26 protein-coding genes are annotated in these 24,986 nt (G+C 69.7%); 20 read left to right on the top strand and 6 right to left on the bottom strand.

The annotated features are described in order from the left end of the window. Positions 1-3: 3 nt before the first annotated feature. Positions 4-1,035, top strand: coding sequence for a metallophosphoesterase (locus tag RAH40_RS22540; RefSeq protein WP_306599893.1), 1,032 nt, complete (start codon positions 4-6; stop codon positions 1,033-1,035). A 78-nt stretch (positions 1,036-1,113) separates the two neighbouring features. After that, positions 1,114-1,584: an FKBP-type peptidyl-prolyl cis-trans isomerase gene (locus RAH40_RS22535; RefSeq protein WP_306599892.1), complete on the top strand. Its 471-nt coding sequence runs from the start codon at positions 1,114-1,116 to the stop codon at positions 1,582-1,584. Here RAH40_RS22535 and RAH40_RS22530 read toward each other — a convergent pair. Continuing rightward, positions 1,581-4,637 (bottom strand): outer membrane protein assembly factor, encoded by a 3,057-nt coding sequence (locus tag RAH40_RS22530; protein WP_306599891.1) that lies wholly within the window; start codon positions 4,635-4,637, stop codon positions 1,581-1,583. The genes RAH40_RS22535 and RAH40_RS22530 overlap by 4 nt on opposite strands. Before the next feature lie 9 nt (positions 4,638-4,646). Then, a complete protein-coding gene (locus RAH40_RS22525) occupies positions 4,647-4,982 on the bottom strand; it encodes an STAS domain-containing protein (RefSeq protein ID WP_306599890.1) in 336 nt (111 codons plus the stop codon). Positions 4,983-5,127: 145 nt separating this feature from the next. Here RAH40_RS22525 and flgB point away from each other — a divergent pair, with 145 nt between their 5' ends. The 18 genes from flgB to RAH40_RS22435 all read left to right on the top strand — a co-directional run bounded on the left by flgB (position 5,128) and on the right by RAH40_RS22435 (position 20,315). Continuing rightward, positions 5,128-5,538 (top strand): flagellar basal body rod protein FlgB, encoded by a 411-nt coding sequence (gene flgB, locus RAH40_RS22520; RefSeq protein ID WP_306599889.1) that lies wholly within the window; start codon positions 5,128-5,130, stop codon positions 5,536-5,538. Continuing rightward, a complete protein-coding gene (gene flgC / locus RAH40_RS22515; protein ID WP_306599888.1) occupies positions 5,538-5,963 on the top strand; it encodes a flagellar basal body rod protein FlgC in 426 nt (141 codons plus the stop codon). Before flgB ends, flgC begins: the two co-directional genes overlap by 1 nt. Positions 5,964-6,051: 88 nt before the next feature. Then, positions 6,052-6,366: a flagellar hook-basal body complex protein FliE gene (gene fliE / locus RAH40_RS22510; protein WP_306599887.1), complete on the top strand. Its 315-nt coding sequence runs from the start codon at positions 6,052-6,054 to the stop codon at positions 6,364-6,366. 31 nt (positions 6,367-6,397) lie between these two features. After that, positions 6,398-8,077, top strand: a complete 1,680-nt coding sequence (fliF, locus tag RAH40_RS22505) for a flagellar basal-body MS-ring/collar protein FliF (protein WP_306599886.1) — start codon at positions 6,398-6,400, stop codon at positions 8,075-8,077. A gap of 1 nt (position 8,078) precedes the next feature. Further along, positions 8,079-9,083: a flagellar motor switch protein FliG gene (fliG, locus tag RAH40_RS22500; RefSeq protein ID WP_306599885.1), complete on the top strand. Its 1,005-nt coding sequence runs from the start codon at positions 8,079-8,081 to the stop codon at positions 9,081-9,083. Continuing rightward, complete coding sequence (locus tag RAH40_RS22495; RefSeq protein WP_306599884.1) at positions 9,073-9,813, top strand: FliH/SctL family protein; 741 nt, start codon at positions 9,073-9,075, stop codon at positions 9,811-9,813. Before fliG ends, RAH40_RS22495 begins: the two co-directional genes overlap by 11 nt. Then, positions 9,813-11,150, top strand: a complete 1,338-nt coding sequence (locus RAH40_RS22490) for a FliI/YscN family ATPase (protein ID WP_306599883.1) — start codon at positions 9,813-9,815, stop codon at positions 11,148-11,150. Before RAH40_RS22495 ends, RAH40_RS22490 begins: the two co-directional genes overlap by 1 nt. 1 nt (position 11,151) lies before the next feature. Continuing rightward, complete coding sequence (fliJ, locus tag RAH40_RS22485; protein ID WP_306599882.1) at positions 11,152-11,616, top strand: flagellar export protein FliJ; 465 nt, start codon at positions 11,152-11,154, stop codon at positions 11,614-11,616. 7 nt (positions 11,617-11,623) lie between these two features. Further along, complete coding sequence (locus RAH40_RS22480; RefSeq protein WP_306599881.1) at positions 11,624-12,142, top strand: hypothetical protein; 519 nt, start codon at positions 11,624-11,626, stop codon at positions 12,140-12,142. 190 nt (positions 12,143-12,332) lie between these two features. Continuing rightward, positions 12,333-12,755, top strand: coding sequence for a hypothetical protein (locus RAH40_RS22475; protein WP_306599880.1), 423 nt, complete (start codon positions 12,333-12,335; stop codon positions 12,753-12,755). Positions 12,756-12,845: 90 nt separating this feature from the next. Then, complete coding sequence (locus tag RAH40_RS22470; protein WP_306599879.1) at positions 12,846-14,570, top strand: flagellar hook-length control protein FliK; 1,725 nt, start codon at positions 12,846-12,848, stop codon at positions 14,568-14,570. Between the two features lie 40 nt (positions 14,571-14,610). Continuing rightward, positions 14,611-15,270, top strand: coding sequence for a flagellar hook assembly protein FlgD (locus RAH40_RS22465; RefSeq protein WP_306599878.1), 660 nt, complete (start codon positions 14,611-14,613; stop codon positions 15,268-15,270). A gap of 9 nt (positions 15,271-15,279) precedes the next feature. Then, complete coding sequence (locus tag RAH40_RS22460) at positions 15,280-16,575, top strand: flagellar hook protein FlgE (protein ID WP_306599877.1); 1,296 nt, start codon at positions 15,280-15,282, stop codon at positions 16,573-16,575. A gap of 56 nt (positions 16,576-16,631) precedes the next feature. Next, a complete protein-coding gene (locus RAH40_RS22455) occupies positions 16,632-17,357 on the top strand; it encodes a response regulator (RefSeq protein WP_306599876.1) in 726 nt (241 codons plus the stop codon). Positions 17,358-17,396: 39 nt separating this feature from the next. After that, positions 17,397-18,497, top strand: coding sequence for a flavodoxin-dependent (E)-4-hydroxy-3-methylbut-2-enyl-diphosphate synthase (gene ispG, locus RAH40_RS22450; RefSeq protein WP_306599875.1), 1,101 nt, complete (start codon positions 17,397-17,399; stop codon positions 18,495-18,497). Then, the gene (yidD, locus tag RAH40_RS22445) at positions 18,494-18,808 is read left to right on the top strand and encodes a membrane protein insertion efficiency factor YidD (protein ID WP_306599874.1); all 315 of its coding nucleotides are present in this window, start codon (positions 18,494-18,496) and stop codon (positions 18,806-18,808) included. The genes ispG and yidD overlap by 4 nt, the downstream gene beginning before the upstream one ends. A 35-nt stretch (positions 18,809-18,843) precedes the next feature. Beyond that, a complete protein-coding gene (locus RAH40_RS22440; RefSeq protein ID WP_306599873.1) occupies positions 18,844-19,527 on the top strand; it encodes a hemerythrin domain-containing protein in 684 nt (227 codons plus the stop codon). A 14-nt stretch (positions 19,528-19,541) separates the two neighbouring features. Beyond that, positions 19,542-20,315 (top strand): 1-acyl-sn-glycerol-3-phosphate acyltransferase, encoded by a 774-nt coding sequence (locus RAH40_RS22435; RefSeq protein ID WP_306599872.1) that lies wholly within the window; start codon positions 19,542-19,544, stop codon positions 20,313-20,315. Positions 20,316-20,348: 33 nt separating this feature from the next. On the opposite strand, the gene RAH40_RS22430 is transcribed toward RAH40_RS22435, so the two are convergent. The 4 genes from RAH40_RS22430 to purF all read right to left on the bottom strand — a co-directional run bounded on the left by RAH40_RS22430 (position 20,349) and on the right by purF (position 24,970). Next, positions 20,349-22,253, bottom strand: a complete 1,905-nt coding sequence (locus tag RAH40_RS22430) for a methyl-accepting chemotaxis protein (RefSeq protein WP_306599871.1) — start codon at positions 22,251-22,253, stop codon at positions 20,349-20,351. Between the two features lie 125 nt (positions 22,254-22,378). After that, entirely contained in the window at positions 22,379-23,254 is an 876-nt protein-coding gene (gene miaA / locus RAH40_RS22425) for a tRNA (adenosine(37)-N6)-dimethylallyltransferase MiaA (protein ID WP_306599870.1), read from the bottom strand. Then, entirely contained in the window at positions 23,247-23,594 is a 348-nt protein-coding gene (locus tag RAH40_RS22420) for a hypothetical protein (protein ID WP_306599869.1), read from the bottom strand. Before RAH40_RS22420 ends, miaA begins: the two co-directional genes overlap by 8 nt. Continuing rightward, entirely contained in the window at positions 23,591-24,970 is a 1,380-nt protein-coding gene (gene purF, locus RAH40_RS22415; RefSeq protein WP_306599868.1) for an amidophosphoribosyltransferase, read from the bottom strand. Before purF ends, RAH40_RS22420 begins: the two co-directional genes overlap by 4 nt. Positions 24,971-24,986: the final 16 nt, after the last annotated feature.

Below are 24,986 nucleotides of genomic sequence, written 5' to 3'. Positions count from 1 at the left end.
GGTATGCGCCTTTTCGCCCCGTTCCTCGCCATCCTCCTCCTGGCCCCGCTCCAGGCCCAGGCCCCGCCGCTCCTGGCGGCCTCGGCCCAGGTGGACGACGGCCCGCACGTCGTGTGGGAGGGCCGCAAGGCCCGGGTGCTCCGGTGGCGCCAGGGCAAGCCCGAGGAGACCCCCCTCCCCGCGAGCCGCCTGCTGGCCCTGGACGGCCTGCCGCCCCTCCAGCTGGATCCGGAACCGGCCCCCCAGCAGCCCGCCGTCTTCCCCCTGCCCGCGAAGATCGCCGCCATCAGCGACATCCACGGCAACTACGCCGCCATGACCACCCTCCTGGTGAACCAGGGCATCCTCGCCAAGGACCTCACCTGGGCCTTCGGCAAGGGCCACCTGCTGGTCCTGGGCGACACCGTGGACCGGGGTGCCCAGGTGACCGAGATCTTCTGGCTCCTGCGCTCCCTGGAGCGGCAGGCCCGGGACGCCGGCGGCAGGGTCCACATGCTCCTGGGCAACCATGAGGTGATGAACATGAAAGGGGATATCCGGTACCTGAACGCCAAGTACCGCGCCCTGCCCCTGACCGCCCCCTACCTCCTGGGCCCGGACACCGAGGCCGGCCGCTGGGTGCGCTCCCACCCGGTCATGGTGCGCCTGGGCGACGTGCTCTTCGTGCACGGCGGCGTGTCGCCCCACCTGGCGGAGGCCTTCCCGACCCTGGAAGCCGTGAACGCCGCGGCCAGGGACGCCCTTCCGGCCATCAAGAAGACCCTCCTGGGAGGCGCCGGCCCCTTGTGGTACCGCGGCATGGTCATGGATCCCCTGGACTCGGCGGCGGTGGTGGAGGCCAGCCTCCGCCCCTACCAGGCCCGGACCGTGGTGGTGGGCCACACGACCGTCAAGCAGGTGACGGCCATCCGTCCCGGGCAGGTCTACCTCATCGACGCCGGCCTGAGCGAGGGGCGGCCTGGCGAGCTCTGGCTCCAGACGGACGGCAAGCGGTGGCGGGGGCTGGCCGACGGGACGCGGCTGCCGCTGGACTAGGCGGGCGATCCAGGACGACGCGCACCCGGGGGTTCCACCCGGCACCGGGGACGCTACACTCTTCCCTTTGGGGGACCCTTGAACCGCGCTTTCCTCCTTTGCCTCCCGCTCGCCCTGCTGGCCTCCTCGGCAGCCGCGCAACCCCCCACCCGCGCCAAGAAGAAGACCCCGGCGCCCGTCACGAAAAAAGGACCCGTCATGATCACCACCCCCAGCGGCCTCAGCTACCTCGAAACCAACGAAGGAACGGGCGAGTCCCCGAAGAAGGGCCAGACGTGCGTCATGCACTACACCGGCTGGCTCTCCGACGGCGGCAAGCCCGGCAAGAAGTTCGACAGCTCCGTGGACCGGGGCCAGCCCTTCTCCTTCAGCGTGGGCGTCGGCCAGGTCATCAAGGGCTGGGACGAGGGCGTGATCACCATGAAGAAGGGCGGCAAGCGCACCCTCCACATCCCCGCCGCCCTGGGCTACGGCTCCCGCGGCGCGGGCGGCGTGATCCCCCCCAACGCGGACCTGATCTTCGACGTGGAGCTGATCGACTTCCGCTAGAACTGGAAGCCCGCCGAGATCGTGACGTTCCTCAGCTGCGTGCTCCGGTCCCCGGCGGACCGGGGCCGGCCGAGGATCCTGTCCACGTCCGCGGCGTACTCCAGCTTCAGGGGGATGCCCAGCTTCACGATGATGCCCAGGCCCAGCGCGGTGCGCAGGGGCAGGTTGGTGCGGTTGCCCTTGGCGTCCTCGGACCAGGCGCGGCCGGGCTTCTGGTAGACCTGGCCGGTGTCCACGAAGACCTCGCCCCACAGGGTCGGGCCGAGGATGGGGAAGCGGTACTCCAGGTTCGCGATGAAGAGGGCCTGGCCGCCCAGGGGGATCTGCTCGGTGGCTTCCACCGGAAGGCCGTCGGGGCCGGTGATCATCTTGATTTTGCCGTCGGCGTTCAAGATGGGGATGCGGCCCAGGGGGCCCAGGAAGTCGGGCTCCACGCCGCGCATGGTGCCCGAACCGCCCGCGAAGAACCGCTCCGAAAGCGGCAGGTCCTCGGCGGTCTTGGCGGTGGGAACGGCCAGGCCCAGGCGGACCCCGAAGGCCACCACGCCGGCCGAGGCCTTGTAGCCCACGGGCCAGGTCCACTGGTTGCGCAGGTCCAGCTTCATGAAGCTGCTGTTCTTGCTGGTGAGGAAGAACTGGCTGGCGGCCTCGAATCGGGCCAGGGAGTAGGTTCCGGTGGTGGGGTCGAAGGCGCTGTCGCGGGTGTCCCGCACCACCTGCACGTAGGGGGAGGAGATGATGGCCCGGTCGGGGTACTTGGCGATCTTGGTCAGGTCGTCGCTGTTGATGTTGTCGTTGCTGGCCGCCACCTCGACCCGCTCGAACCGGTACCCGGCCTCCACGGCCACCCGGGAAGGCAGCGCCCACCGCAGCGAGGCGAGGAACCGGCGCCGGCGCACCTGGTAGATGTAGCGCTGCTCCTGGATGTACGCCCCCTCCGTGCGGAAGGTGGTGCGGTCCGGCAGCGCCTCGCCCAGTTTGCCGTGTTCGAACCAGGGGTCGGTGTAGCCCAGGGAGACGGAGTTCAGGGACCTCGTGTACTGGCCCGTGGGGAACGTCTCGCGCAGGGTGCGGTTGTTCAGGAACCCGTCGCCGGCGCGGGCGTTGAAGTCCACGGTGCGGCCCATGCCTCCGACGTTCAGGCGCTGGACGCCCGTGCCCAGGTAGTAGCCCTGGGTGCGGTCGTAGCCGAAGGAGTTGGTGATCACCCAGGGGGAGCGCTCCTCGGCGCGGAACAGCAGGTCGCCGGCCTTCCACGGGGAGGGCGGGCCCGCCTCGGCGCCTTCGGCGAGGTTGGACACCTCCACCCGCTGGAAGGCCCCGAGGCCGCCCAGGCGCCCCTGGGCCCGGCCCAGCTTGTCCTGGTCGAGGGGATCGCCGGGGTTCAGGTTGATCTCGCGCAGCACAGCCCTGGCGCGGGTCCTCCCGGCGCCCCGCACCACCACGCGGTCCACCTTCTCCATGGGCTGGTCGGGCACCTCGAAGAGGATGCCGCAGGCGCCGCTCTCCTCCACCACCACCTGGGAGCGCACGGTGGGGCGCAGGACGCCCAGCGCGACCAGATGCTGCTGGCGGACCGAGGTGTAGGCCCGGAAGAGGTCCGCCTTGAGGAGCGGGATGGGCCTGGAGAAGGTGAGCGTGACCTGCAGCCTCCCCTCCACGGGGTGGAGGGCCAGGGCGGCTTCGCAGCCCGCCATCTCGCGGCGGTCGCTGCGGTAGATCCGCGCCCCGTCCCGGTCGGCGACGAACACCGGCTTGTCGGCGAACAGCAGGGCCAGGCCGGACCCCAGGCCCCAGGGATCGCCGAAGCCCTCGGGGGGCAGGTCCAGCCGCGCCCAGTTCACGAGCCGCTGGCGCCCTTCGCGGATGCGGAACACCAGGTCGGCCTTGCCGTTCCTGAGCTCCACGGAGCGCCGGACCTTGGCGTCGGTGAACCCGCGGCTCTCGTACAGCGCCTGGATGTGGTTCTCGGCGGCGTCCAGGAGCTCGGGCCGGGCCTTGGCGCCCAGGAAGCCCCCCACGTCGGCGGCCTTGCGCAGGTCCTTCTCGCTCACGGCCTGGTTGCCTTCGAACGTGAAGGCGCCCAGCTTCGAGACGGGGCCGGGAGCCAGGTGGTAGGTCACGACCACCTCTTCCGGCCCCTCGGGGCCGGTCTTCGTCACGGTCCGGCTGTAGGTCACCTGGGGGTCCAGGTGCCCGCGGGACCGGAACAGGCGCACGATGCGCCGCTCCCCCTCGTCCAGGAGCTCCGGGGTGTAATGGTCCGCCCGGGCGAGGGGGACCAGGTCCTTCAGGGTGGTGGTCCAGCCCAGCCCGGCGCCGTCGGACGTGAGGATCACCTTCGGCCCCACGTCCAGGGTGATGCGCAGCAGGCCGCCGGTATCCCAGTCGAGGTCGACGTGGCTCTCGAAGCGCTTGGCGCCCACCAGCTTCTTCCGCAGGCGCCGCAGGCACTCCAGCTCCACCTCCCGGTTCCACAGGGTGACGCCCGGCACCACCTTGGTCTCCCGGACGAGGGACGCCGTTGAAAACGGGCCGACCTTGCCCACCACCTCCACGCCCCGGATGAGGTTGGGCCTGCCAAGGGCCAGGTCCATCACGATCCGGGTGTCCCCTTCGGCCCTGGACACGGCGACCCGGGCGGCGGGGTAGCCCGCGGCGACCAGGTGCTCCTGGGCCTGGGCCCGCTGGGCCTCCAGGCGGGTGGCGCCGACCCGGTCGCCCTTCCGGAGGCCCGGGAAGAGGTTCCTGCGCAGGGAGGAGGGCGCATCGCCCCGCACCTGGATGGCGGCCACCCGGGGCCAGGGATCCAGGCGCACCACGCCCTGGCCGCCCTCCACGGCCCGGAAGCGGTCCGTGGCCCGGATGGCCTCGAGGGCAAGCTGGAACTCCGGCCCCGACAGGGCGTGGCCAGGGCGGACCCCGGCTGCCGCCCGTGCGAACGCCTGATCGTCCACGCTTCCGCCCACGAACTCCAGCCGGTCCGCCGGCGCCTGCCCCAGGCCCAGGGCAGGAACTGCCAGGAGGAGCAGGGGCGGGCCGAAGCGGTTCATCGGCTTGGGTTAGAAGCCGGCGAGGGACTCTTCCTCGGTTTCCTTCACGTCGAAGACGGAGTGGAGGCTGGTCATGGTGATCAGATTGAAGATGCGGGAGTTCATGCCGCAGATGCGCAGCTCTCCGCCCTTGTTCTTGATGGAGGTGTAGCAGCCCACCAGCTCGCCCACGCCCGAGGAATCGAGGTAGCTGACTTTGCTCAGGTTAAGAATGATGCGGCGGCTGCCGGCCTCCAGGACGGTGCGCACGGCCTCGCCGAGTTCCTGGTCCCCGTCCCCCAGCGTGATCTTGCCCTCGGGGTAGAGGATGGTGATGCCCTGGTGGTCGCGTTGGGTGATCTTCATATGCATTCCTCACGGTATTCCAGGAGTCTACCAAGGCGGGTGGCCAAACCCAACCCACGATTGCGGTGCGGGGCGATGCGGCATGAACCATGCAATGAGGGGGGGGTCCGGATGGCTTTCCGGACACCTTCACCTAGGTGTCCCCATGTTCGACCTGGTTTCCCAGAACCCCATGATCGCGCTCGCCGACAAGGGCATGTCCCTGGCCACCCAGCGCATCTCCCTCATCGCCTCGAATCTGGCCAACATCGATACGCCCGGCTACCGCACCAAGGACTTCGACTTCGCGGCGGCCTTCAAGACCGAGATGGAGAAGCTGGATAGGCAGTTCTCGCCCACCCCGGGCGCCCCATCCTCCTTCGACAAGGGGATCACGCCCCCGGCCATCATCCACCCGGTCGACATCACCTCGGAACGCAACGACGGCAACGACGTGCACCTGGACCGGGAGAACATGCTGCTCAACCAGACCCAGACCATCTTCACCATGAGTTCCAACCTGGCCCAGGGCGAGCTCAAGCTCGTGCTGGGCGCCATCCGGGATGCGGCCAAATAATGAGCACCTTCGACGCCATCAACAACATCGCCGCCTCCGGCATGGCCGCCCAGCGCCTCCGGGCCCAGCTGGTGGCCTCCAACATCGCCAACGCCGAGACCACGCGGACCCCCCAGGGGGGCCCCTTCCGCCGCAAGGACGCCGTGTTCTCGGTGGACACCCTGGACATGGGCCCCAACGGCGTGCCCGTGACCGGCGTCAAGGTGGCCGAGATCCGCGCCTCCCAGGACCCCTTCCTCACCAAGTACGACCCGGGCCATCCGGACGCCGACGCCTCGGGGATCGTGCAGTACCCCAACGTCAACCCCGTGGAGGAAATGGTCAACCTCACCGAGGCCAGCCGGGGCTTCGACGCCAACGCCTCGGTGGTGCGGGCGGTGCGGACCATGACACTTTCGGCCCAGGATTTGCTCCGGGTTACCTGATGGGCGGATTTCGCCCGGTGACGGATTTCTGACTGGCCCCCCGGCCAGGAACACCCCATCCTGAAGCAGTTCCATCGCAAGGTTCGCCATGAACCCCATTCTCCCCAGCCAGCTCCCCTCCCTCGACGCCCTCGCCCAGGCCGCCCAGAAGCCTGCCGCCAGCGGCCAGGCCGGGTCGGAAGCCACGCCGTTCGCCGACATCCTGAAGCAGGCCCTGGCCGAAGTGAACGACTCCCACGCCAACGCCGAGCAAGAGGCACGGAACTTGATAAGTGGAAACTCCACTGACATGCACACGGCGATTCTGGCGGTCCAGAAGGCCGATGTCAGCTTCCAGATGATGATGGCCGTCCGTTCCAAGCTGGTGGACGCATACCGCGAAGTGATGCGAATGCAGATGTGACGCATAGCTTTCCGGCCATCGAAAGGACCCAATGGCCGACGAGAACAGCGTCACCAAGCAATTCACCCAGGCACTGGAGAACATGACGGCCACCCAGAAGGGGATGGTCGCCGCCATGACCTTGACGGTGCTCCTGGTCCTCATCGGCTTCGGCCTGTGGGCCGGGCAGGAGAACATGGGGGTGCTCTTCAGCAACCTGCCCCCCCTGGACGCCAACCGCATCGTCGAAGAGCTGAAGAAGCAGAATATAAAATACGAATTGAGCACGGACCAGCGCACGGTGTCCGTGCCCGAGAAGCGCGTGGGCGACCTGCGCCTGAAGTTCGCCGGGGACGGCCTGCCCCAGGGCGAGGGCATCGGCTTCGACAAGCTGGAGAACCCCGGCCTCACCACCACCGACTTCACCCAGAAGATCATGTACCGCCGGGCCCTGGAGGCCAACCTGGCCAAGACCATCATGGCGCTCCAGCAGGTGGCGGGCGCCACGGTGCACATCACCCCCCAGAACGACAGCCCCTTCGCCACGGAGAAGGAGGAGGCCAAGGCGTCCGTGCTCCTCAAGCTCAAGGGCGGCCGGGCCCTGCCCGACGAGAACACCCAGGCCATCGTGAACCTGGTGGCCGCCAGCGTGGAGGGCCTCAAGCCCGACCAGGTGGTGGTCATCGACCAGTTCAGCCGGATCCTCAGCCGCACCGGGCGCGACCCCGCGGTGGGGGCCTCGGACGTGCAGAAGAAGGCCCAGCGAGAGGAGGAGGACCACCTGGTGAGGATGGTCACCGAGCTGCTGGAGCCGGTGGTGGGCATCGGCAAGGTGCGGGCCACCGCGCGGGTGGACCTGGACTTCGACAAGGTGAAGGTCAATTCCGAGACCTTCGACCCCGCCGGCCAGGTGGAGCGGGACCTCAAGGTCCTGAAGGAGGAGGGCCAGAAGCGCGACGGCGTGGCCGGCGTGCCCGGCACCCCCTCCAACGTGCCCCCCATCAACCAGCCCGCTCCCGGCACGCCGGGCACCGACAGCCACAAGAAGGAGGAGACCACCACCCACTACGAGATCTCCAAGACCCTCAAGTCCGTGGAGCAGGCCCCCGGCAACGTGCGGCGCCTGTCCCTGGCCGTCATCGTGGACGACGGCAGCAAGTGGGAGAAGGACGCCAAGGGCAATCCCGTGGAGAAGGTCACGCCCCGCACCGCCGACGAGCTGAAGAAGATCCGGGAGCAGGTGGCCTCGGCCATCGGCTTCCAGCAGAAGCGCGGTGATGAATTGACAGTGGAAAACATGGCCTTCGCCCCCACCAGCAACCCCAAGGAGGAGCAGGAGGCCAGGCAGCAGAGGTGGATCAATCTCGGCTGGGAACTGGCGCCCAAGGTCCTGTGGATCATCCTTGGGTTGGTCGTCTTCTTCCTGATCATCCTGCCCATGCTCAAGCGCCTCTCCTCAGCCCTCAACCGTCCCGCCCCCCTCCGGGTGCGCGTGGGCGCCGAAGGCGGAGCGCCGGGCGAACCCGGGGCCCCCCGGAAGTTCACGCCGCTCAAATCCATGGCCGAGATGGAATCCGAGATCGAGGCCGAGCTCAACGCCGAGGGGGCCTCCTCGGCGCCCGAAGCCCAGCGCCGCTCCCTGATCAAGAAGCGCATCCAGGAGAGCACGCTCAGCGACGCCGAGACCGTTGCCTCCCTGGTGAGATCCTGGATGATCGAGGACGGGAGATAGCATGGCCAAGCTTTCCGGCGCGCAAAAAGCCGCGGTCCTCATGGTCGCCCTGGGCGACGAGACCGCCTCCAGCATCTTCAAGTTCCTGGAAGAAGACGAGATCCAGAACATCTCCAAGGAGATCGCCCTCACCAAGCACGTGCAGCCCGAGACCGCCGACGAGGTGCTGGAAGAGTTCCACACCATGACCCTGGCCAAGACCTACATCGCCCAGGGCGGCATCGAGTATGCCAAGAAGCTGCTCATCAAGTCCGTGGGCCCCGAGGCCGCGCGCAAGATCATCGACCGGCTCACCAAGGCCCTGGAATCCTCCGCGGGCTTCTCCAGCATCGAGCGGGCCAATCCCCAGCAGCTCTCGAAGTTCATCCAGAACGAGCACCCCCAGACCATCGCCCTGATCCTGGCCCACCTCAACGCCTCCCAGGCCGGGGACCTCATCGCCAGCCTCCCCGAGGCCCTGCGGGCCGACGTGGCCATGCGCATGGCCAACCTCCAGGAGATCAGCCCCGAGGTGGTGCGCCGCATCTCGCTCATCCTCGAACAGAAGCTGGAGGCCCTGGGATCGTTCGCCACCGAGGCCTACGGCGGGGTGCGCGCCGTGGCCGAGCTCTTCAACCGCATGGACCGCACCACGGGCCGCGTGGTGCTGGAGAAGATCGAGAACGAGAACCCGCAGCTGGCCGCGAGCATCCGCGACCTCATGTTCGTCTTCGACGACATCCTGCTCATCGACGACCTGGGCATCGCCGAGATCCTCAAGCGCGTGGACAAGAAGTCCCTCACCACGGCCCTCAAGGGCACCTCCGAGGAGCTGCGCAACCAGTTCTTCCGCAACATGTCCTCCCGGGCCGTTGAGCTCATGAAGGAGGAGATGGAGTTCATGGGCCCGGTCAAGCTCAAGGACGTGGAGAAGGCCCAGCACGAGATCGTGGAGATCGTGCGCCAGCTGGAGGAGGAAGGCGTCATCAGCATCGGCGGCGGCGGCGGGGACGACTATGTCAGCTGAACGGGTCATTCCCGCCCGGCACGTGGACCTGGACGCCATCGAGGCCTTCCCCTACTTCGCCGCGGACTTCTCCGGGCCCATGGAGGGCGGGGAGAGCCTGGACGACGAGCCCCTGTCCTCGGAGCTCACCACGCCCGAGGAGGACGCCCGGCGCCTGGCCTCGGTGGACCAGATCATCTACGAGAAGCTCCAGCAGGCCGAGCGGGACGCCCACGACGTGGCCCGCAAGGCCTACGAGGAGGGGTTCCAGGCCGGCGAGGCCGAGGGCCGCACCTTCGGCGAGAGCCAGTACAAGGCCCAGATCCAGCGCCTGGACGCCGCGCTGGGCGACCTTTCCGCCTCCCTCGACCTCAACGCCAAGGTCACCCAGGAGGAGCTCCTGGCCCTCACCCTGGCCATGGCCGAGTACCTGGCGGCCCGCGAAGTGCAGGAGGGCGCCTCGACCATCGCGCCCCTCCTGGCCCGGGTGCTGGAGTCCCACCCCTTCCCCGAGGGCGACGCCGATCTCCAGGGCCGCCCCGGCCTCACCGTGCTCATGAACCCCCGCGACCTGGACCTGCTGGGGCCTTCCGCCCGGAACCACCCCGGCGTGGGCGTGCGGGAGGACGATGCCCTCAGCCGCGGCAGCCTGCGGGTGGAAAGCGTCGCGGGCGTGCTGGACGCCACCCTCGAGCGCCGCCGGGTCCGTCTCCTGGAGCTCCTGCAGAGGACCCGGGAGCAGGAGGGCTGATGGACTTCGCCGCCCTGACCCGCGAGGTCAAGCTGCTGCCCCCCGGCGACGTGCTGGGACGGGTGAGCAAGGTCGTGGGCCTGGTGGTAGAGTCCCGGGGTCCCGAGGGCTCCGTGGGCGAGCAGATGATCATCCACATGCAGGACGGGCGCCAGGTCATCGCCGAGGTGGTGGGCTTCCAGGGCCAGCAGGTGCTCCTCATGCCCGTGGAGAACATCGAGGGCATCCGCCCCGGCCTCATGGTGGAGGCCCGGGGGCACCAGCCCGAGCTGCCCGTGTCCAACGCCCTGCTGGGCCGGGTCATCGACCCCCTGGGCCGGCCCCTGGACGGCGGCCCCCCGCTCGACGCCCAGGACCGGGTCCCCATCCACGGGCGCCCCCCCAATCCCATGCAGCGCCGCATGATCAAGGAGGTCCTGGCCACCGGCGTGCGCGCCATCGACGGGCTCCTCACCCTGGGCAAGGGCCAGCGCATCGGCATCTTCTCGGGCTCGGGGGTGGGCAAGTCCACCCTCATGGGCATGATCGCCCGGAACACCTCGGCCCAGGTGAACGTCATCGCCCTGGTGGGGGAGCGGGGCCGCGAGCTGAAGGAATTCATCGAGAACGACCTGGGCCCCGAGGGCCTGGCCCGCAGCGTGGTGGTGGTGGCCACCAGCGACCAGACCCCCCTCCTGCGCCTGCGCTGCGCCCTGGCGGGCATGGCCGTGTCCGAGTACTTCATGCGCCAGGGCAAGGACGTCCTCATGATGATGGACAGCGTCACCCGCTTCGCCATGGCCCAGCGGGAAGTGGGGCTGTCGGCGGGGGAGCCGCCCTCCTCCCGGGGCTACACGCCGTCGGTCTTCGCCCTGCTGCCCCGGCTCATGGAGCGGGCCGGCACCTTCGAGGGCCAGGGGTCCATCACCGGAATCTTCACGGTGCTCGTGGAAGGCGACGACATGAACGAGCCCATCTCGGACGCCGTGCGCGGCATCCTGGACGGCCACGTGATCCTCTCCCGCAAACTGGCCTCCAAGAACCACTTCCCCGCCATCGACGTGCTCCCGAGCATCTCGCGCCTGTTCTCGGCCCTGGCCGTCCCGGAGCAGAAGCAGCTCTGCGCCAAGATGCGGGACCTCATGGCCACCTACGCCGACGCCGAGGACCTCATCCAGATCGGCGCCTACACCAAGGGCGCCAGCCCCAACATCGACCAGGCCATCCAGTTCCAGCCGGTCATCCAGGCCTTCCTGCGCCAGGCGGTGGCGGAGGGTTCGGACTACCGGTCCACCCTCCTGGCCATGGGCCAGATATTCGGTATCGACCTGGCCCCCTTCCTGAAGCCGGCGGTGTGACATGCCGGCCCGGTTCCGGTTCCGCCTCGAGTCCCTCCTGCGGGTGCGCGTCGCCCTGGAGGAGGAGGCCAAGCGCCGCCTGGCGGTGGCTGTCCTCGCCCGGGACCGGGCCGCGGCCCGGGTCGCCGAGCTCCGGGAGGCCCAGCGGGTGGCCCTGGAGAGCCGGCGCACCGGCCTGAACGAGGCCGTCGACCTGGACCGGTGGCGGGCCACGGAGCGCTTCCTCCTCGTGGTGGAACGGCGCATCGCGGAGGCCGAGGAGGCCGTGGCCCAGGCCGAGGCCCGGGTCGCCGAGGCCCGGCAGGCCCTGCTCAAGGCCCACCAGGACCAGCTGGTCCTCCAGCGCCTCAAGGAGCGCCGCCAGGAACAGCACGCCCTGGAGCTCCTCCACGAGGAAACCCGGGAAATGGATGAAATCGCCGTTCTCCGGTACCACTTTACGCATTCGCAGGCATCCAATCGGTGAGGCAGCCATGAACGTCAAGAACCTCGCATGGGTCGTCGCCCCCCTCGCACTGTCCGCCGGGGTCATCTGGCTCTCCGCCCAGGCCCCCCAGACCACCGAGGGCGTGAAGATGGGCGAGCTGGCCGAGAAGGTCCAGGCCCGGGAGAAGGCCGTGAACCAGAAGGAGGCCGAGCTGCGCCAGATGGAGGAGCGCCTGACCACCCTCCAGGGCTCCCTGGAGAAGGACCGCGCCGACCTCCAGAACCGGGAGAAGGCCCTCCAGGAGGCCAACCTGAAGCTCACGGCCCTGAAGACCCGCCCGCCCATCGACATCCAGATCATCCGCACCTACGAGAACATGGACCCCGTCGCCGCGGCGCCGGCGGTGAAGGAGCTGGCCGGCCTGAACCAGGAGGTGTGCGTGAGCCTGCTGGGCGGAATGCAGGCCAAGAAGGCCGCCCACATCCTCGATCAGCTGGCTCCCAGGGACGCTAAACTTGCGGCGCTGCTGTCTGAAAAAGTAGGGTTGACACGCCCCAAGGAGTGATAAGGTACCTCTTAGTTTTTTTGTGAAGGAGTTTATGAACGGATAAAAACAATTAATTGCCATATGAACACTTTTAATAAATATTTTTTAGATCTTATCAAAGCCGTCGAGGAAACTTTTTCCCGTCCGGCCCCAGAACAATGGAGAAGTGGAGGACATCATGGCAGCCAACAACGATGAAAATATCCAAATGAACGCGCAGGAAGCCGCACCTGCCACCCGGGACCACATGGCCGAGATCGGCCGCAAGGGTGGCCAGTCCGTGAGCCAGAACCGCGCCCACATGGCGGAGATCGGCCGCAAGGGCGGCCAGTCCGTGAGCCAGAACCGGGCCCACATGGCCGAAATCGGCCGAAAGGGCGGCGAGGCCGTGAGCCAGGACCGGTCCCACATGTCCCAGATCGGCCGCAAGGGCGGCGAGGCCGTGAGCCAGGACCGGTCCCACATGGAGGAGATCGGCCGCAAGGGCGGCACCTCCGTGAGCCAGGACCGGAGCCACATGGCCCAGATCGGCCGCAAGGGCGGCGAGGCCGTGAGCCAGGACCGGTCCCACATGGAGGAGATCGGCCGCAAGGGCGGGGAAGCCTCCCGCACCCGGAAGCCCCAGGAATGAGCCGGGCCACCCGGCGAAATCCGCCGGGTGGTTCCGGCACGGCCTGTGCGATGGAAGGTCACCCGGTCCAGTCTCCCGGGTGGAGGTCCGATGCTTCAAGCCGTCACCAGCCACGGGGAGTCCGCCGCGGGAGTCCAGGGGAAGGAACCCGCCCAGGGTTCCGGCTCCCGGTTCTCGGGCATCATCAATAATCTGGTGTCCGACACCCGGGACGCAGCCCCCGCTCCCCGGCCGGAGCAGGCTCCCGAGGGCCCGGAATCCGCCCAGGCGGCCGTGAACAGGCGCCAGGACGCGGCTCCGCGGGCGCCCGTCAAGCGCCAGGATCCCGCCCCCAAGCCGGCCGCGGATCCCGCCCCGAAGCCGGCCGCCGCACCTGCGGCGGATGCCGCCCCGGCCAATCCCGCCGCCCCCGAGGGCGGACCGGACCCCAAAACGGCCGGAACCAGCCCGGCAGCCACCCTCGACCCCCAGGCAACGGATGCCGCCACGAAACCCGCCGATGCGCCCGTGGTCATCCCCGATCCGGGGGCGGCCATGGCGGCCCTCCTGGCGGCCATGGCCCAGCCCGCACCGGATCCGAAGGCCGCAGCGCCCCTGGCGCCGGTGCCGGCCGATTCGGCTCCCCTGGCGGTGGAGGCCCCGGCCGTCGGGGCAGCGTCCGGGTCCTCCCTGGCAGGGGCCAAGCCTGCCGGGCAAGCGGTTCCCGCCCCAGCCCCTTCGGTCCCTGTGGACCCTTCGGTCCCTGTGGCCCCTTCAGTCCCCGCGGCCCCTTCAGCCCCGGTGGCCCCTGCGAGCGCCGCGGGGACCGCAACCGCCGCTGCCCCCGCCGCGCCGGTGGCCCCCTCGTCCAGCACCCAGCCACCCGTATCCCCGGATGGGACGGGGGCCGGGGCGGGGGTTGCGCCCCCCCCGGTCCCCGTGGAGAATCCGCAGACCGCCCAGGACCCGGCGCCCAAGCCTGGAACCGAGCACCTCCAGGCGGATCCCGGCGTCGAACCCGCCCCTGCCCGGCCGGTTGCCGACCCCCAGGCCGCCGCCCCCGCGCTCTCCCTGCCCCAGGCCAAGGCGGCCCTCGACCTGGCGGTCCCCGGCGTAAAGCTCCAGGTGAAGGCGGCGGCCCCCGCCGAGGCGCCCGCCGCCGCCAAGCCCGCCCTCACCGAGCTGCTCCACCAGCCCAGGCCGGCGGTGGAGACGCCCGCCATCCTGGGCCAGGCCGCGCAGCCGGACCCCGCGGCCCCGGCGGTGGCCCCGACCCAGGTGGCCCAGCTGGCCCAGCCGGCGCCTGCCGCGCCGCGCGCGGCCGCGACCCCGGGGCCCGAGGCGGCCCTGGCGGCCCTCGCGCCCGGAGCCACGGCCGCGGTGCGGGTCGCGGCCACCACGGCCGCGGCGGAGACGCCCCTGCCGGCGGCCCATCCCAGCCTCGTGACCCAGGTGGACGGCAGCATCCGCTGGCTCCTGAAGAACCATGAGACCGGCGCCGAGCTCCAGCTCCACCCCGAGTCGCTGGGCACGGTGCAGATCAAGCTCCGCGTCGAGGGCACCGACGTCCACGCCCGCGTCTGGGCCTCGGACGCCTCGGCCCTGCCCGTCCTCCAGGAGCACCGCGCCTTCCTGGAAGCCTCCCTGCGCGAGCAGGGCCTCAACCTCGGCAGCTTCGATCTCCACCAGGGCCGGCAGGGCGGTGAGACGCCTTTGCCCACCGAGCCCTCCCAGGCCGCCGCCGCCTTCCGGGGCGGCCCGGAAATCGGGCAGGAAACGCCCATTCCCGCGGGCCCAGTCCCCCTGAACCCGCACCGGATCGAGATCGTCGCCTGACGGCACGACTCCTGCCTATAGCCTCCCGGAGGAATCCAGCATGCAATCCCCGACCGTCTCCACGACCAGCTCCACGACGGCCAACACCGCCGCCACGACCAAGGCCTCGAACACCCTGTCCAAGGATGCGTTCCTGAAGCTCCTGGTCGCCCAGCTCCAGCACCAGGACCCCACCAACACCCAGGACCCCAACCAGATGGTGGCCCAGATGGCCACGTTCTCCTCGCTGGAGGCCCAGCAGAACACCAACACCCTGCTGGCCAGCATCCAGACCCAGAACGCCGCGCTGTACCAGGCCCAGAGCGCCGACCTCATCGGCAAGAAGATCCAGATCACCTCGAGCAACGTCGCCCTCTCGGGCGGCGCCGCCGCGATCGGGGTGAGCATGGGCGCCGACGGCAACGCCACGCTGACCATCAAGGACGCCAACGGCAAGATCGTCAGGACCCTGGGCCCCGGCGCCCTGGGCGCGGGCGACAGCACCCTGAACTGGAACGGCAAGGACGACAACGGCGTCCAGCTGCCCGACGGGAACTACACGGTCGCCGTCTCCGCCAAGACCGCCAACGGGGCCCCCGTCACCGCCTCCACCACCACCAGCGCCGTGGTCTCCGCGGTCTCCTTCGTGAACAACGAAGTGAAGGTCACCGCCGGCGGCAGCCAGTATTCCCTGTCCAACATCACCCGGATTTCCAGCTAGGAGCGAACCATGGGCCTCTACTCTTCCTTCTACGCCAGCCTCTCCGGGCTCTCCACCAACGCCTCCGCCTTGAGCGTGATCGGCAACAACCTGGCCAACCTCAACACGGCCGGGTTCAAGGGGTCCAGCTCCCAGTTCCAGGACCTCTTCAACGCCGCCATCGCCAACCAGGGCACCCAGGGCAACGGCAACCCGATGCAGGTGGGCCTCGGCGCCTCGCTGGGCTCGGTGGCCCAGGACTTCGCCCAGGGCTCCTTCCAGCAGACCGGCAGCGTCACCGACATGGCCATGCAGGGCAACGGCTTCTTCACCCTGCAGAACAAGACCGGCAGCGCGGTCTACACCCGCAACGGCAACTTCACCATCGACAAGACCGGCTACCTGGTCGATTCCCAGGGCGACAAGGTCATGGGCTGGAACGCCAACGCCGGCGTGGTGAACCCGGGCGGCCTGCCCGCGCCCATCCTGCTGAACATGGCCGGCACGTCGGGCGGCGTGCCCACCTCCAACCTGGAGATCATCGCCAACCTGGATTCCACGGCGGCGGTGGGCTCCACGCCCTTCACCTCCACCGTGCAGGTCTACGACAGCCTGGGCGCCACCCACAGCGTGACCTTCACGTTCACGCCCACCGCCACGGTCGGCCAGTGGAACGTGGCCGCCACGGCCACCGACGGCGGCACCGTCGCCGGCATGCCCACTTCCGTCCAGTTCAACAGCAGCGGCGTCCTCACCAGCTACACGCTGGGCGGCGTCGTCATCACGCCCACGGCGGCCGCCCCCAACAACCCGGTGCTGACCATCAGCGGCTGGACCAACGGCGCCGCGGCCAACACCACCAACTGGCTCCTCACCACGCCCACCAGTTCCGGCGGCCTCACCAAGTTCCTCACCAGCTACGCGGCGGCGTCGACCACCTCCGGCAGCAGCCAGGACGGCTTCGGGGCCGGCACCGTGAGCAGCCTGACCGTGGACCAGGACGGCATGATCATCGGCAACTACACCAACGGCCAGACCATCGCCATGGGCCAGGTGGCCATCAGCACCTTCCTCAACGAGAACGGCCTCTCCAAGCAGGGCGGCAACAATTACATCGCCACGGTGGCCAGCGGCTCGGCCGCGGTGGGCGCGGCGAACCAGGGCGGCCGGGGCGGCGTGCTGGGTTCCAACCTCGAGCTGTCCAACGTGGACGTGGCCACCGAGCTCACCCGGATGATCATCAACCAGAACGGATATCAGGCGAACAGCCGGGTCGTCACCACCGCCAACAACCTGCTCCAGGAAGTCCTCAACCTCGTGCGCTGATTTTTTACCTCTGACAACATGGGGCTTCCGGAGTTAATCTGCTATCCGGGAGCCCCATGATCGATTCCTATATTCCGACGCCTGCGAACCCCGGACGCATCCTCATCGTCGACGACCTCATCGGGAACCTCAAAGTCCACGAACGGGAGCTGCGCAACCTCCCCTTCAACCTGACCCTGGTGCAGAGCGGGGACGAGGCCCTGGAGGTCTGCTCCCGGCTGGTGTTCGAGGGCATCCTCATGGACGTCAGCCTGCCCGGCATGGACGGCATCGAGGCCTGCCGGCAGATCCGCAGGTCCCAGCTCAACGCCACCACCCCGCTCATCTTCATCAGCGCGGTGCGCATCGGGGAGGACTGGGTGAAGGAGGGCATCGATTCCGGGGGCATCGACTACCTGGTCAAGCCCTACGTGTTCAGCGAACTCCTGGTGAAGCTGCGCATGATGGTGCGCCTTTCCCGCCAGCGGGACGCGGCCCTGGCCGGGGAGCGCAACCGGGCCCTCCTGGAGGTCGCCGGCGGCACGGCCCACGAGCTGGCCCAGCCCCTGGCTTCCGCCCAGATCCTGCTGGACCGCTTCATCAAGTCCAGCACGCCCCCCACCCCCTCCGAGCTCCGGGACCTGAGGGACTGCCTCGAAAGCACCAACAAGGTGCTGAACCAGATCCAGAACCTGCACACGTACATCACAAAGCCTTACGCATCGGGGCGGATCCTGGATCTGGCCCTCAGCAGCCGGCAACCGTTCCAGTCCCCCATTACCGACCCGGCGGATCAGGATTAGACTGGGGAGATCCAGCGCGGAGCTGGCCGAGGTCCACCTATGTCCGAACTTGCTTCCCGATCCCTCGCGCCCCGGCGCAAGACCCGCCAGATCCTGGTGGGTGGCGTGCCCGTGGGAGGGGATGCCCCGATCACCGTGCAGAGCATGACCAAGACCGACACCCGGGACGTGGAGGCCACCGTCAAGCAGATCTACGCGTACGCGGCCGCCGGCTGCGAGATCGTGCGGGTCTCGGTGCCCACCAAGAAGGCCGGGGAGGTGTTCCACGAGATCACCGCCCGCAGTCCCATCCCCGTGGTGGCCGACATCCACTTCGACTACCGCCTGGCCCTGGTGGCCGCCGACGGCGGCGCCGCCTGCCTGCGCATCAACCCGGGCAACATCGGGGGGCAGGACCGGGTGCGGGCCGTGGTGGAGAAGGCCGGCGGCCTGGGCATCCCCATCCGCATCGGCGTCAACGCCGGCAGCCTGGAGAAGGACCTGGTGGAGAAGTTCGGCGGCACGGCCACCCCCGAGGCCATGGTGGAGAGCGCCCTGCGGCACCTGGAGATGCTGGAGAAGGAACAGTTCTTCAACACCAAGATCAGCCTCAAGGCCTCGGACGTGGTGCGCACCGTGCAGGCCTACCGGCTGCTGGCCAAGCAGGTGGACTACCCCTTCCACCTGGGCATCACCGAGGCCGGCACCCCCTGGGGCGCCACCATCCGCAGCAGCGCCGGCCTGGGCATCCTCCTGGCCGAAGGCCTGGGCGACACCATCCGGGTCTCGCTCACCGGCGACGGCGAGGAGGAGTGCAAGATCGGCCACGAGCTGCTCCGGGCCCTGGAGCTGCGCACGGGGGGCTTCCACATGGTCAGCTGCCCTTCCTGCGGCCGGGTGCAGATCGACCTGAACACCGTCGCCCACCAGATCGAGGAGGGCCTGCGCGAGATCAACCACGAGGACGTCACGTACGCCGTCATGGGCTGCGTGGTCAACGGTCCCGGCGAGGCCCGGGACGCGGACCTGGGCGTGGCCGGCGGCGCCGGCGAGGGCCTCATCTACCGCAAGGGCATCCTCATCCGCAAGGTCAAGGAGGCCGACCTGGTCCCCGCCTTCCTGGAGGAGGCGCGCCGGTTCAAGGCAGAGAAGGACGCGTGACGGGAGTCCGGCGGGTGATCGACGCGCTGTTTGCCCATCCCCTGCTGGCCTGCGGGATCTACCTGATCCTGGAGGCCTTCCTGCCCGTGCCCTTCCAGCCCACGGCCTGGGTGGCCCGGGGGGCCATCCGGGCCTACCAGGCCACCCTGGGCCCCGCCCTGCCCTCCCAGTGCAAGTTCACCCCCACCTGCAGCCACTACGGCCTGGGCTGCGTGCGGAAGTACGGGACCCTCCGGGGAGGGGCCCTCACCACCTGGCGGATCCTCCGATGCAACCCCTTCGGCCACGGCGGCCACGACCCGGTGCCGTGATAAGGTACTAGCTCGCGTCAATCCAGGACTCCCGCATGCCCATCGACACCTCCAGCCCCATCGAACAGCTGGCCGCCTCCAGCCAGGCCGTGACCCGCCACCTCTGCCGCCTCGGCATCGACGTGCACGGCCAGGGGGGCCTGACCCTCGCCGAGGCCTGCAAGGTCCAGGGCCTGGCGCCGGACAAGGTCGCCCAGGAGCTGGACGCCCTCAAGCCCCAGGCGCCGCGCGACTGGATGATGGCGACCATCCCCGAACTGGTCCACCACATCGTGCACCATCACCACGCCTTCACCCGGGAGGAGCTGGTGCGCATCCAGAAGCTCCTGGACGCGGGCCTGGCCATCCCCGGCCCCGCCCAGGCCGTCCTCATCCGCATCAAGGTCCACTTCGCCAGCCTCGCCAGGGACCTGGTGGCCCACTTCCAGATGGAGGAGCGCAACCTCTTCCCGGCCATCTGCGCCGCCGAAAACGGAGGCGTGACGCCCATCTCGCTCAGCACCCCCTCGGAGCAGGCCCGCACCATCTCCGCCGAGCACCAGGCCGCCGAGGAGCTCCTCCACAACATCCGGCTCATCACCTCCGACTACGAGATCACCCCGGACTCCCCGGCGCACCTGAGAGCCATCTACCTGGGCCTGCGGAATCTGGAGGACGACCTGCACCTCCACCTCTTCCTCGAGAACCACATCCTCTTCCCCAGGGCCCTCCCGGCCTGATCATGGAGCCCATCGTGGGAGGTTGGAAGAGCACCTGGCCGTGGAGGGCGACGGTCACCGCCTGGGGGCTGGTGAGCCTTCCGCTCACGGCCGTCACCATCATCCTGGGGGCGCCCTTCCTGGGGCCCAAGCGGAGCTTCTGGACCTTTGGGCCGCTGTGGAGCCGGTCCATCTTCCGGTTCTTCGGCATGCACAACGAGCTCATCGGGTGGGAGGACCTGCCCGAGGACATCCGGGAGCGCCGCCAGCCGGTGATCTTCATGGCCAACCACGAGAGCCTCCTGGACCCGCCCGTGCTCATGGGCACCCTGCCCATCCCGGCCGTGTACCTGGCCAAGAAGGAGCTGAAGTGGATGGTCCCGGTGGGCTGGGCCGCCATGATGGCCGGCACCATCTTCATCGACCGCAGCAACCGCGAGAAGGCCGTGGCCAGCATCGCCGAGGCCGCCCGCCAGATACGGGGCGGCAAGAGCGTCGTCCTCTTCCCCGAGGGCACCCGCACCCGCACCGGGGAGCTGCTCCCCTTCAAGAAGGGCGGCTTCGCCCTGGCCGTGGACGCCGACACCCCCATCCTCCCCCTGGGCATCGGCGGCGCCTACCACATGCTGCCCCCCGGCAAGCTCCTGGTGCGGCCGTGGAAGTACGTCATCACCGTGGGCCAGCCCATCCACCCCAGGGACTTCGAGACGAAGGAGGACCTCATGGCCGAGGTGCGGGCCCGCATCGTGGACCTGAGGGAACGGGCCAAGGTCCCCGCGGCATCGCCTGCTCCCGCCAGGGAAGGGTGAGACGGGGCGGCGGATACGGCCGTACGGCCCGGGTCAGAACCTCGTGAAGTCCTGCTCGGCGTGGGCCTCCTTGGAGCCCATCCGCGCCGGCGCGCCGCCCTTCCTGGGCGGGGGCCGCACCCCGCGGCGCCCCCGGGAGGGACGGGCCTCTTCGCCCAGGCTGAAGAAGTCCATGGCGGCCTGGAGTTCCAGGGCCTGGGCGTTGACCTCCTCCGAGGTGGAGGCCAGTTCCTCGGAGGCTGCGGCGTTCTGGGCCACGGCCTGGCTGATCTGGCCGATGGCGGCGTTGATCTGGCCCACGCCTGAGTTCTGTTCGCTGGATGCCGCGGCGATCTCCTGCACCAGGTCGGCGGTCTTCTGGATGGAGGGCACGATGGTCTCCAGGAGGTTCCCGGCCTTCCCGGCCAGCTCCACGCTGCCCGAGGCCAGGGCGCTGATCTCCTCGGCCGCGATCTGGCTGCGCTCGGCCAGCTTGCGCACCTCGGCGGCCACCACGGCGAAGCCTTTGCCGTGCTCCCCGGCCCGCCCCGCCTCGATGGCGGCGTTCAGTGCCAGCAGGTTGGTCTGGTAGGCGATGTCGTCGATGATGGCGATCTTCCGGGCGATCTGCTTCATGGCGTCCACGGTCTCCCGCACGGCCGCGCCGCCCTCCACGGTCTCGCGGGCGGTCTTGATGGCGAGGTCCCCGGTGACCTTGGCGTTCTCGTTGTTCTGGGCGATGGAGGCGCTCATCTCCTCCATGGACGCGCTGGTCTCCTCCACGCTGGCGGCCTGTTCCGAGGCGCCCTGGCTCAGGGCCTGGGCCGTGGAGCTGAGCTGTTCGGACGCCTCCACGAGGCTGCTGCAGGCTTCCAGCACGCCGCCGATGGTCTCGGACAGCTTCTCGACGGTGGCGTTGGAGGCATCCTTGAGGCGCAGGAACTCCCCCTCGTAGGCCACCGTGATCCGCTCCGACAGGTCGCCCTTGGCCGCGGCCTCCATGACCCGCCGCACGTCGCTGAGCCCCTTCTGGCAGGTCTCGGAGAGCGTGTTGAGGGACGTGCCCAGGGCCAGGATGTAGCCCCGGCTTCCCTCCACGGCGATGCGCTGGTGGAAGTCGCCCCGGCCCGCGGCCTCCACGACCTTCTGGGTCTCGGCCAGGACCCGCGAGAGGGTGGCGACCATGGTCCTCATGGCGGCCATCATGCTGGTGGCGTCGCCCTCGGCGACCGGGACCTCCATGGTGATGTCGCCCTGGGCCACGCGCTGGGCGATGGAGGCGGCAAGGGCGGGTTCGCCCCCCACCTGGCCCTTGATAATCCGGGTCACCAGGCCCCCCAGCAGGATGGAGAGCACGAAGCAGGCGGCGACGAGCGTCCCGGCCTGCCAGCGGACCTTTTCGTACACGGCCTGGCCGGCCTTGTTGGCGGCCTCGGCGTTCAGCCGGTTGATCTCCACCACCTCGGCCAGGAGCTTCTCCACGGCGCCGTACGTGGGGCGCACGTCCCCGACCAGCCACTTCTCCGCCTCGGCGCGCTTGCCGGCCTCGGCCAGGGCGACGAGCTTGCGGGTGGATGTGACGTAGGGCTCCCACAACTGGTCGTAGAGCTTCCACTGGGCCACCTCGGCCTCGCCCATCATGGTCTTCCGCTCCCGGGCGACCCAGTCGGCGACGGAGGAGCGGTACTTGCCCATGTGATCGATCTGGCCCGTGCGGTAGGCGGTGTCCTGGGCCAGGACGATGTTGCCCAGGGCCCTCTGGCAGTTGGCCAGGGCCAAGGTGGCGTTGCTGGTGTTGATCACCGCCAGGGTGCAGTTGGAGTAGGCGTCCTCCATCATCCGGTGGAGGTCGAAGGACGCGCGGATGCCGAAGATCCCCACGACGACGGTGATGAGGGCCACGGCCACGAAGGCCGTGATGAGCTGGGTGGCCAGCCGGAGGGACTTGAACCACGTCATGGGGCCTCCAGGCGCAAAGGGTTCCGATGGCACAATACCTCAGGAACTATAGCCATGGATTCCAGCGACGCCAGGAGGCGCCTGGAATAATTTAATGCTGACCCGGAGCTCCGGAAGGCCCGGGCTCAGAGGCCCAGCTTGGCGAACGCGGCCTCCACCGGTTCGGCGTCGGGATCCCAGACCGGCACGTCCGGCCACTGGTTGCGGAAGTAGGTCCCCTGCCGCTTGGCGTAGGCGCGGGTGTCCAGGATGATGCGGGCGCCCGCGCCCCGGGGCTCGTCCATCCAGACGTCGTAGCCCAGGGGGCGCAGGCGGCGCAGCGCGGCCTCCGCCGGGGTGCCCTGGAGGGCGGCCACCTCCTTCTGCCAGCCGGCGCGGATCATCTGGCGAACCCGGGCGGCCACCCGTTCCCGCTGGCGCTCCCGGGAAGGCAGCACGAGGATGGCCAGCCAGCCCTCGGGCACGCCCCGGTCCACGCCGTCCAGGAAGAGCGAGGCGCGGCTCCCGGTGGCCAGGTGGAGGCCCAGGGCCCGCTGCACCCGGGAGCGGTCGTTGGGATGGAGCTGGGCGGCGCGCGCGGGGTCCACCGCGGCCAGGTAGCGGTGCAGGGCCGGGGAGCCCAGCAGGTCCACCCACCGGCGCAGCTTGGCGGTGATCGCCTCGGGCACGTCGGGCAGCTGCGTGAGCTGGTCCCAGACGCCCCGGAGGTAGAGGCCGGACCCGGTGACGAGCACCGGGTTGGCGCAGGCGCCGATCCAGCCCCGGGCCAGCTCCCCGAAGGAGGCCGGATTCACGGCGGTCTCCAGGGGCAGGACGCCGTAGCCGTGGTGGGGGATGCCCTCCCGCTCGGCCTCGCTGGGCTGGCCCGTGCCCACGGGCAGGTCCCGGTAGGCCTGGAAGGGGTCGCCGTTGACCACCTCGCCGCCGATGCGCCGGGCCAGGGCGATGGCCAGGGCCGACTTGCCCGAGGCCGTGGGGCCGAGCACCGCGATCCTAGTCATGGCTCACCGCCAGCAGCGCGATGACGCGGGCCGCCTCGTCCCGGGCGAGCCGCGCGGCCTCCAGGGTGTGGTCCAGCGCGGAGGCGGGGTCCTGGCGCAGGGTGAGGAGGGCGCCGCACTGGGCCCTGAGCCGCTCGACGTTGCCGCCGGGGTCCGGGAGGCGGCGCGCGGCGCCGGCCTCGAGGATCTTCAGGAAGCGCTGGATGGCCGAGCACGCGGCGGTGGTGGCGGCGGGGGCGCTGCGGCTGTCGCCCTTGAGGGCCAGGGCCGCGGCCAGAAGGCGCAGGCCGTCCTCGAACTGGGATGGGAGGGGCCCGCCCGGCCCGGCCGGGCCGGTCATCCGCAGCGGCTCGCGGCGCCCAGGGGGAGCACGGGGTAGTCCCCCGTGAAGCACGCGTAGCAGAAGTGGCCCCCGTCGAGGTCCTGGACGGTGGACTGGAGGTCCTCCAGGGTCAGGTAGCCGATGGTGTCCGCGCCGATGAAGGTCCGGATCTCCTCCAGGTTCCGGGTGGCCGCGAGCAGGTGCTCCCGGTCCGGCGTGTCGATGCCGTAGAAGCAGGGGTGGGTGGTGGGCGGGCTGGAGATGCGCATGTGCACCTCCGCGGCCCCCGCGGCGCGCACCATGGAGACGATCTTGCGGCTGGTGGTGCCCCGCACCACGCTGTCGTCCACCAGCACCACGCGCTTGCCCCGGAGGAGTTCGCGCACGGGGTTGAGCTTCACCTTCACCCCGAAGGAGCGGATGCTCTGCTTGGGCTCGATGAAGGTGCGTCCCACGTAGTGGTTGCGGATGAGGCCGAAGTCGAAGGGGATCCCGGATTCCTCGGAGTAGCCCAGGGCCGCCGAGACGCCCGAGTCGGGCACGGGCACCACCAGGTCGGCCGCGACGCCGTGGCGCCTGGCCAGGAGGCGCCCCATCTCCCGGCGGGTGGCCATGACGGAGAGGCCGTACACGAAGGAGTCGGGCCGGGCGAAGTACACGTGCTCGAACACGCAGGGCCGGGCCTGGATCCGCTCCCTGGGGAACACGGACGTGAGCCCTTCCCGGTCCAGCACCACCAGCTCGCCGGCCTCCACCTCGCGCACGTACTCGGCCCCCAGCAGGTCGAAGGCGCAGGTCTCGCTGGAAAAGGCCGTGGCCTCCCCCAGACGCCCGATGGACAGGGGCCGGAAGCCCCGGGGGTCCCGGGCCGCCATGAACTTGTCCTTGGTGATGATCAGCACCGAGAACGCCCCCTCCACCTGCCGGAGCGCCTCCACCACCGCGTCCACGACGCTGGCGGCCCGGGCCCGGTTGATGAGGGCGAGGATCACTTCGGAATCCGAGGGGCTGGAGAAGACCTGGCCCTCCTGGATGAGGCGGTTCCGCAGCTCCTCGGTGTTGGTCAGGTTGCCGTTGTGGCACAGGGCGATCTGCCCGAACCGGCCCTCCACCAGGAAGGGGTGGGCCGCCGAGGCCACGTTGCCGCCCGTGGTGGAATACCGGGTGTGCCCGATGGCGCCGTCCCCGGGGAGGCGGTCCAGGGTGGCCTCCGTGAAGACGTCGGCCACGTAGCCCTGGCCCTTGTGCAGGTGGAGCCGGCCCTGGTCGCGCGAGCAGATGCCCGCGGCCTCCTGGCCACGGTGCTGCAGGGCATAGAGCCCCAGGTAGGTCTGGCGCGAGGCTTCCAGCTCAGGCCAGATCCCGAATACGCCGCACTCGTCCTTGAAAGCCATGATCCCCCCGGTCCAT

This window comes from Geothrix sp. 21YS21S-2 (genome assembly GCF_030846775.1).
In the GTDB taxonomy this organism is placed as follows: domain Bacteria; phylum Acidobacteriota; class Holophagae; order Holophagales; family Holophagaceae; genus Mesoterricola.
Note: the sequence above shows the minus strand (reverse complement) of the source record. Positions and strands in the feature narration are given on the sequence as shown.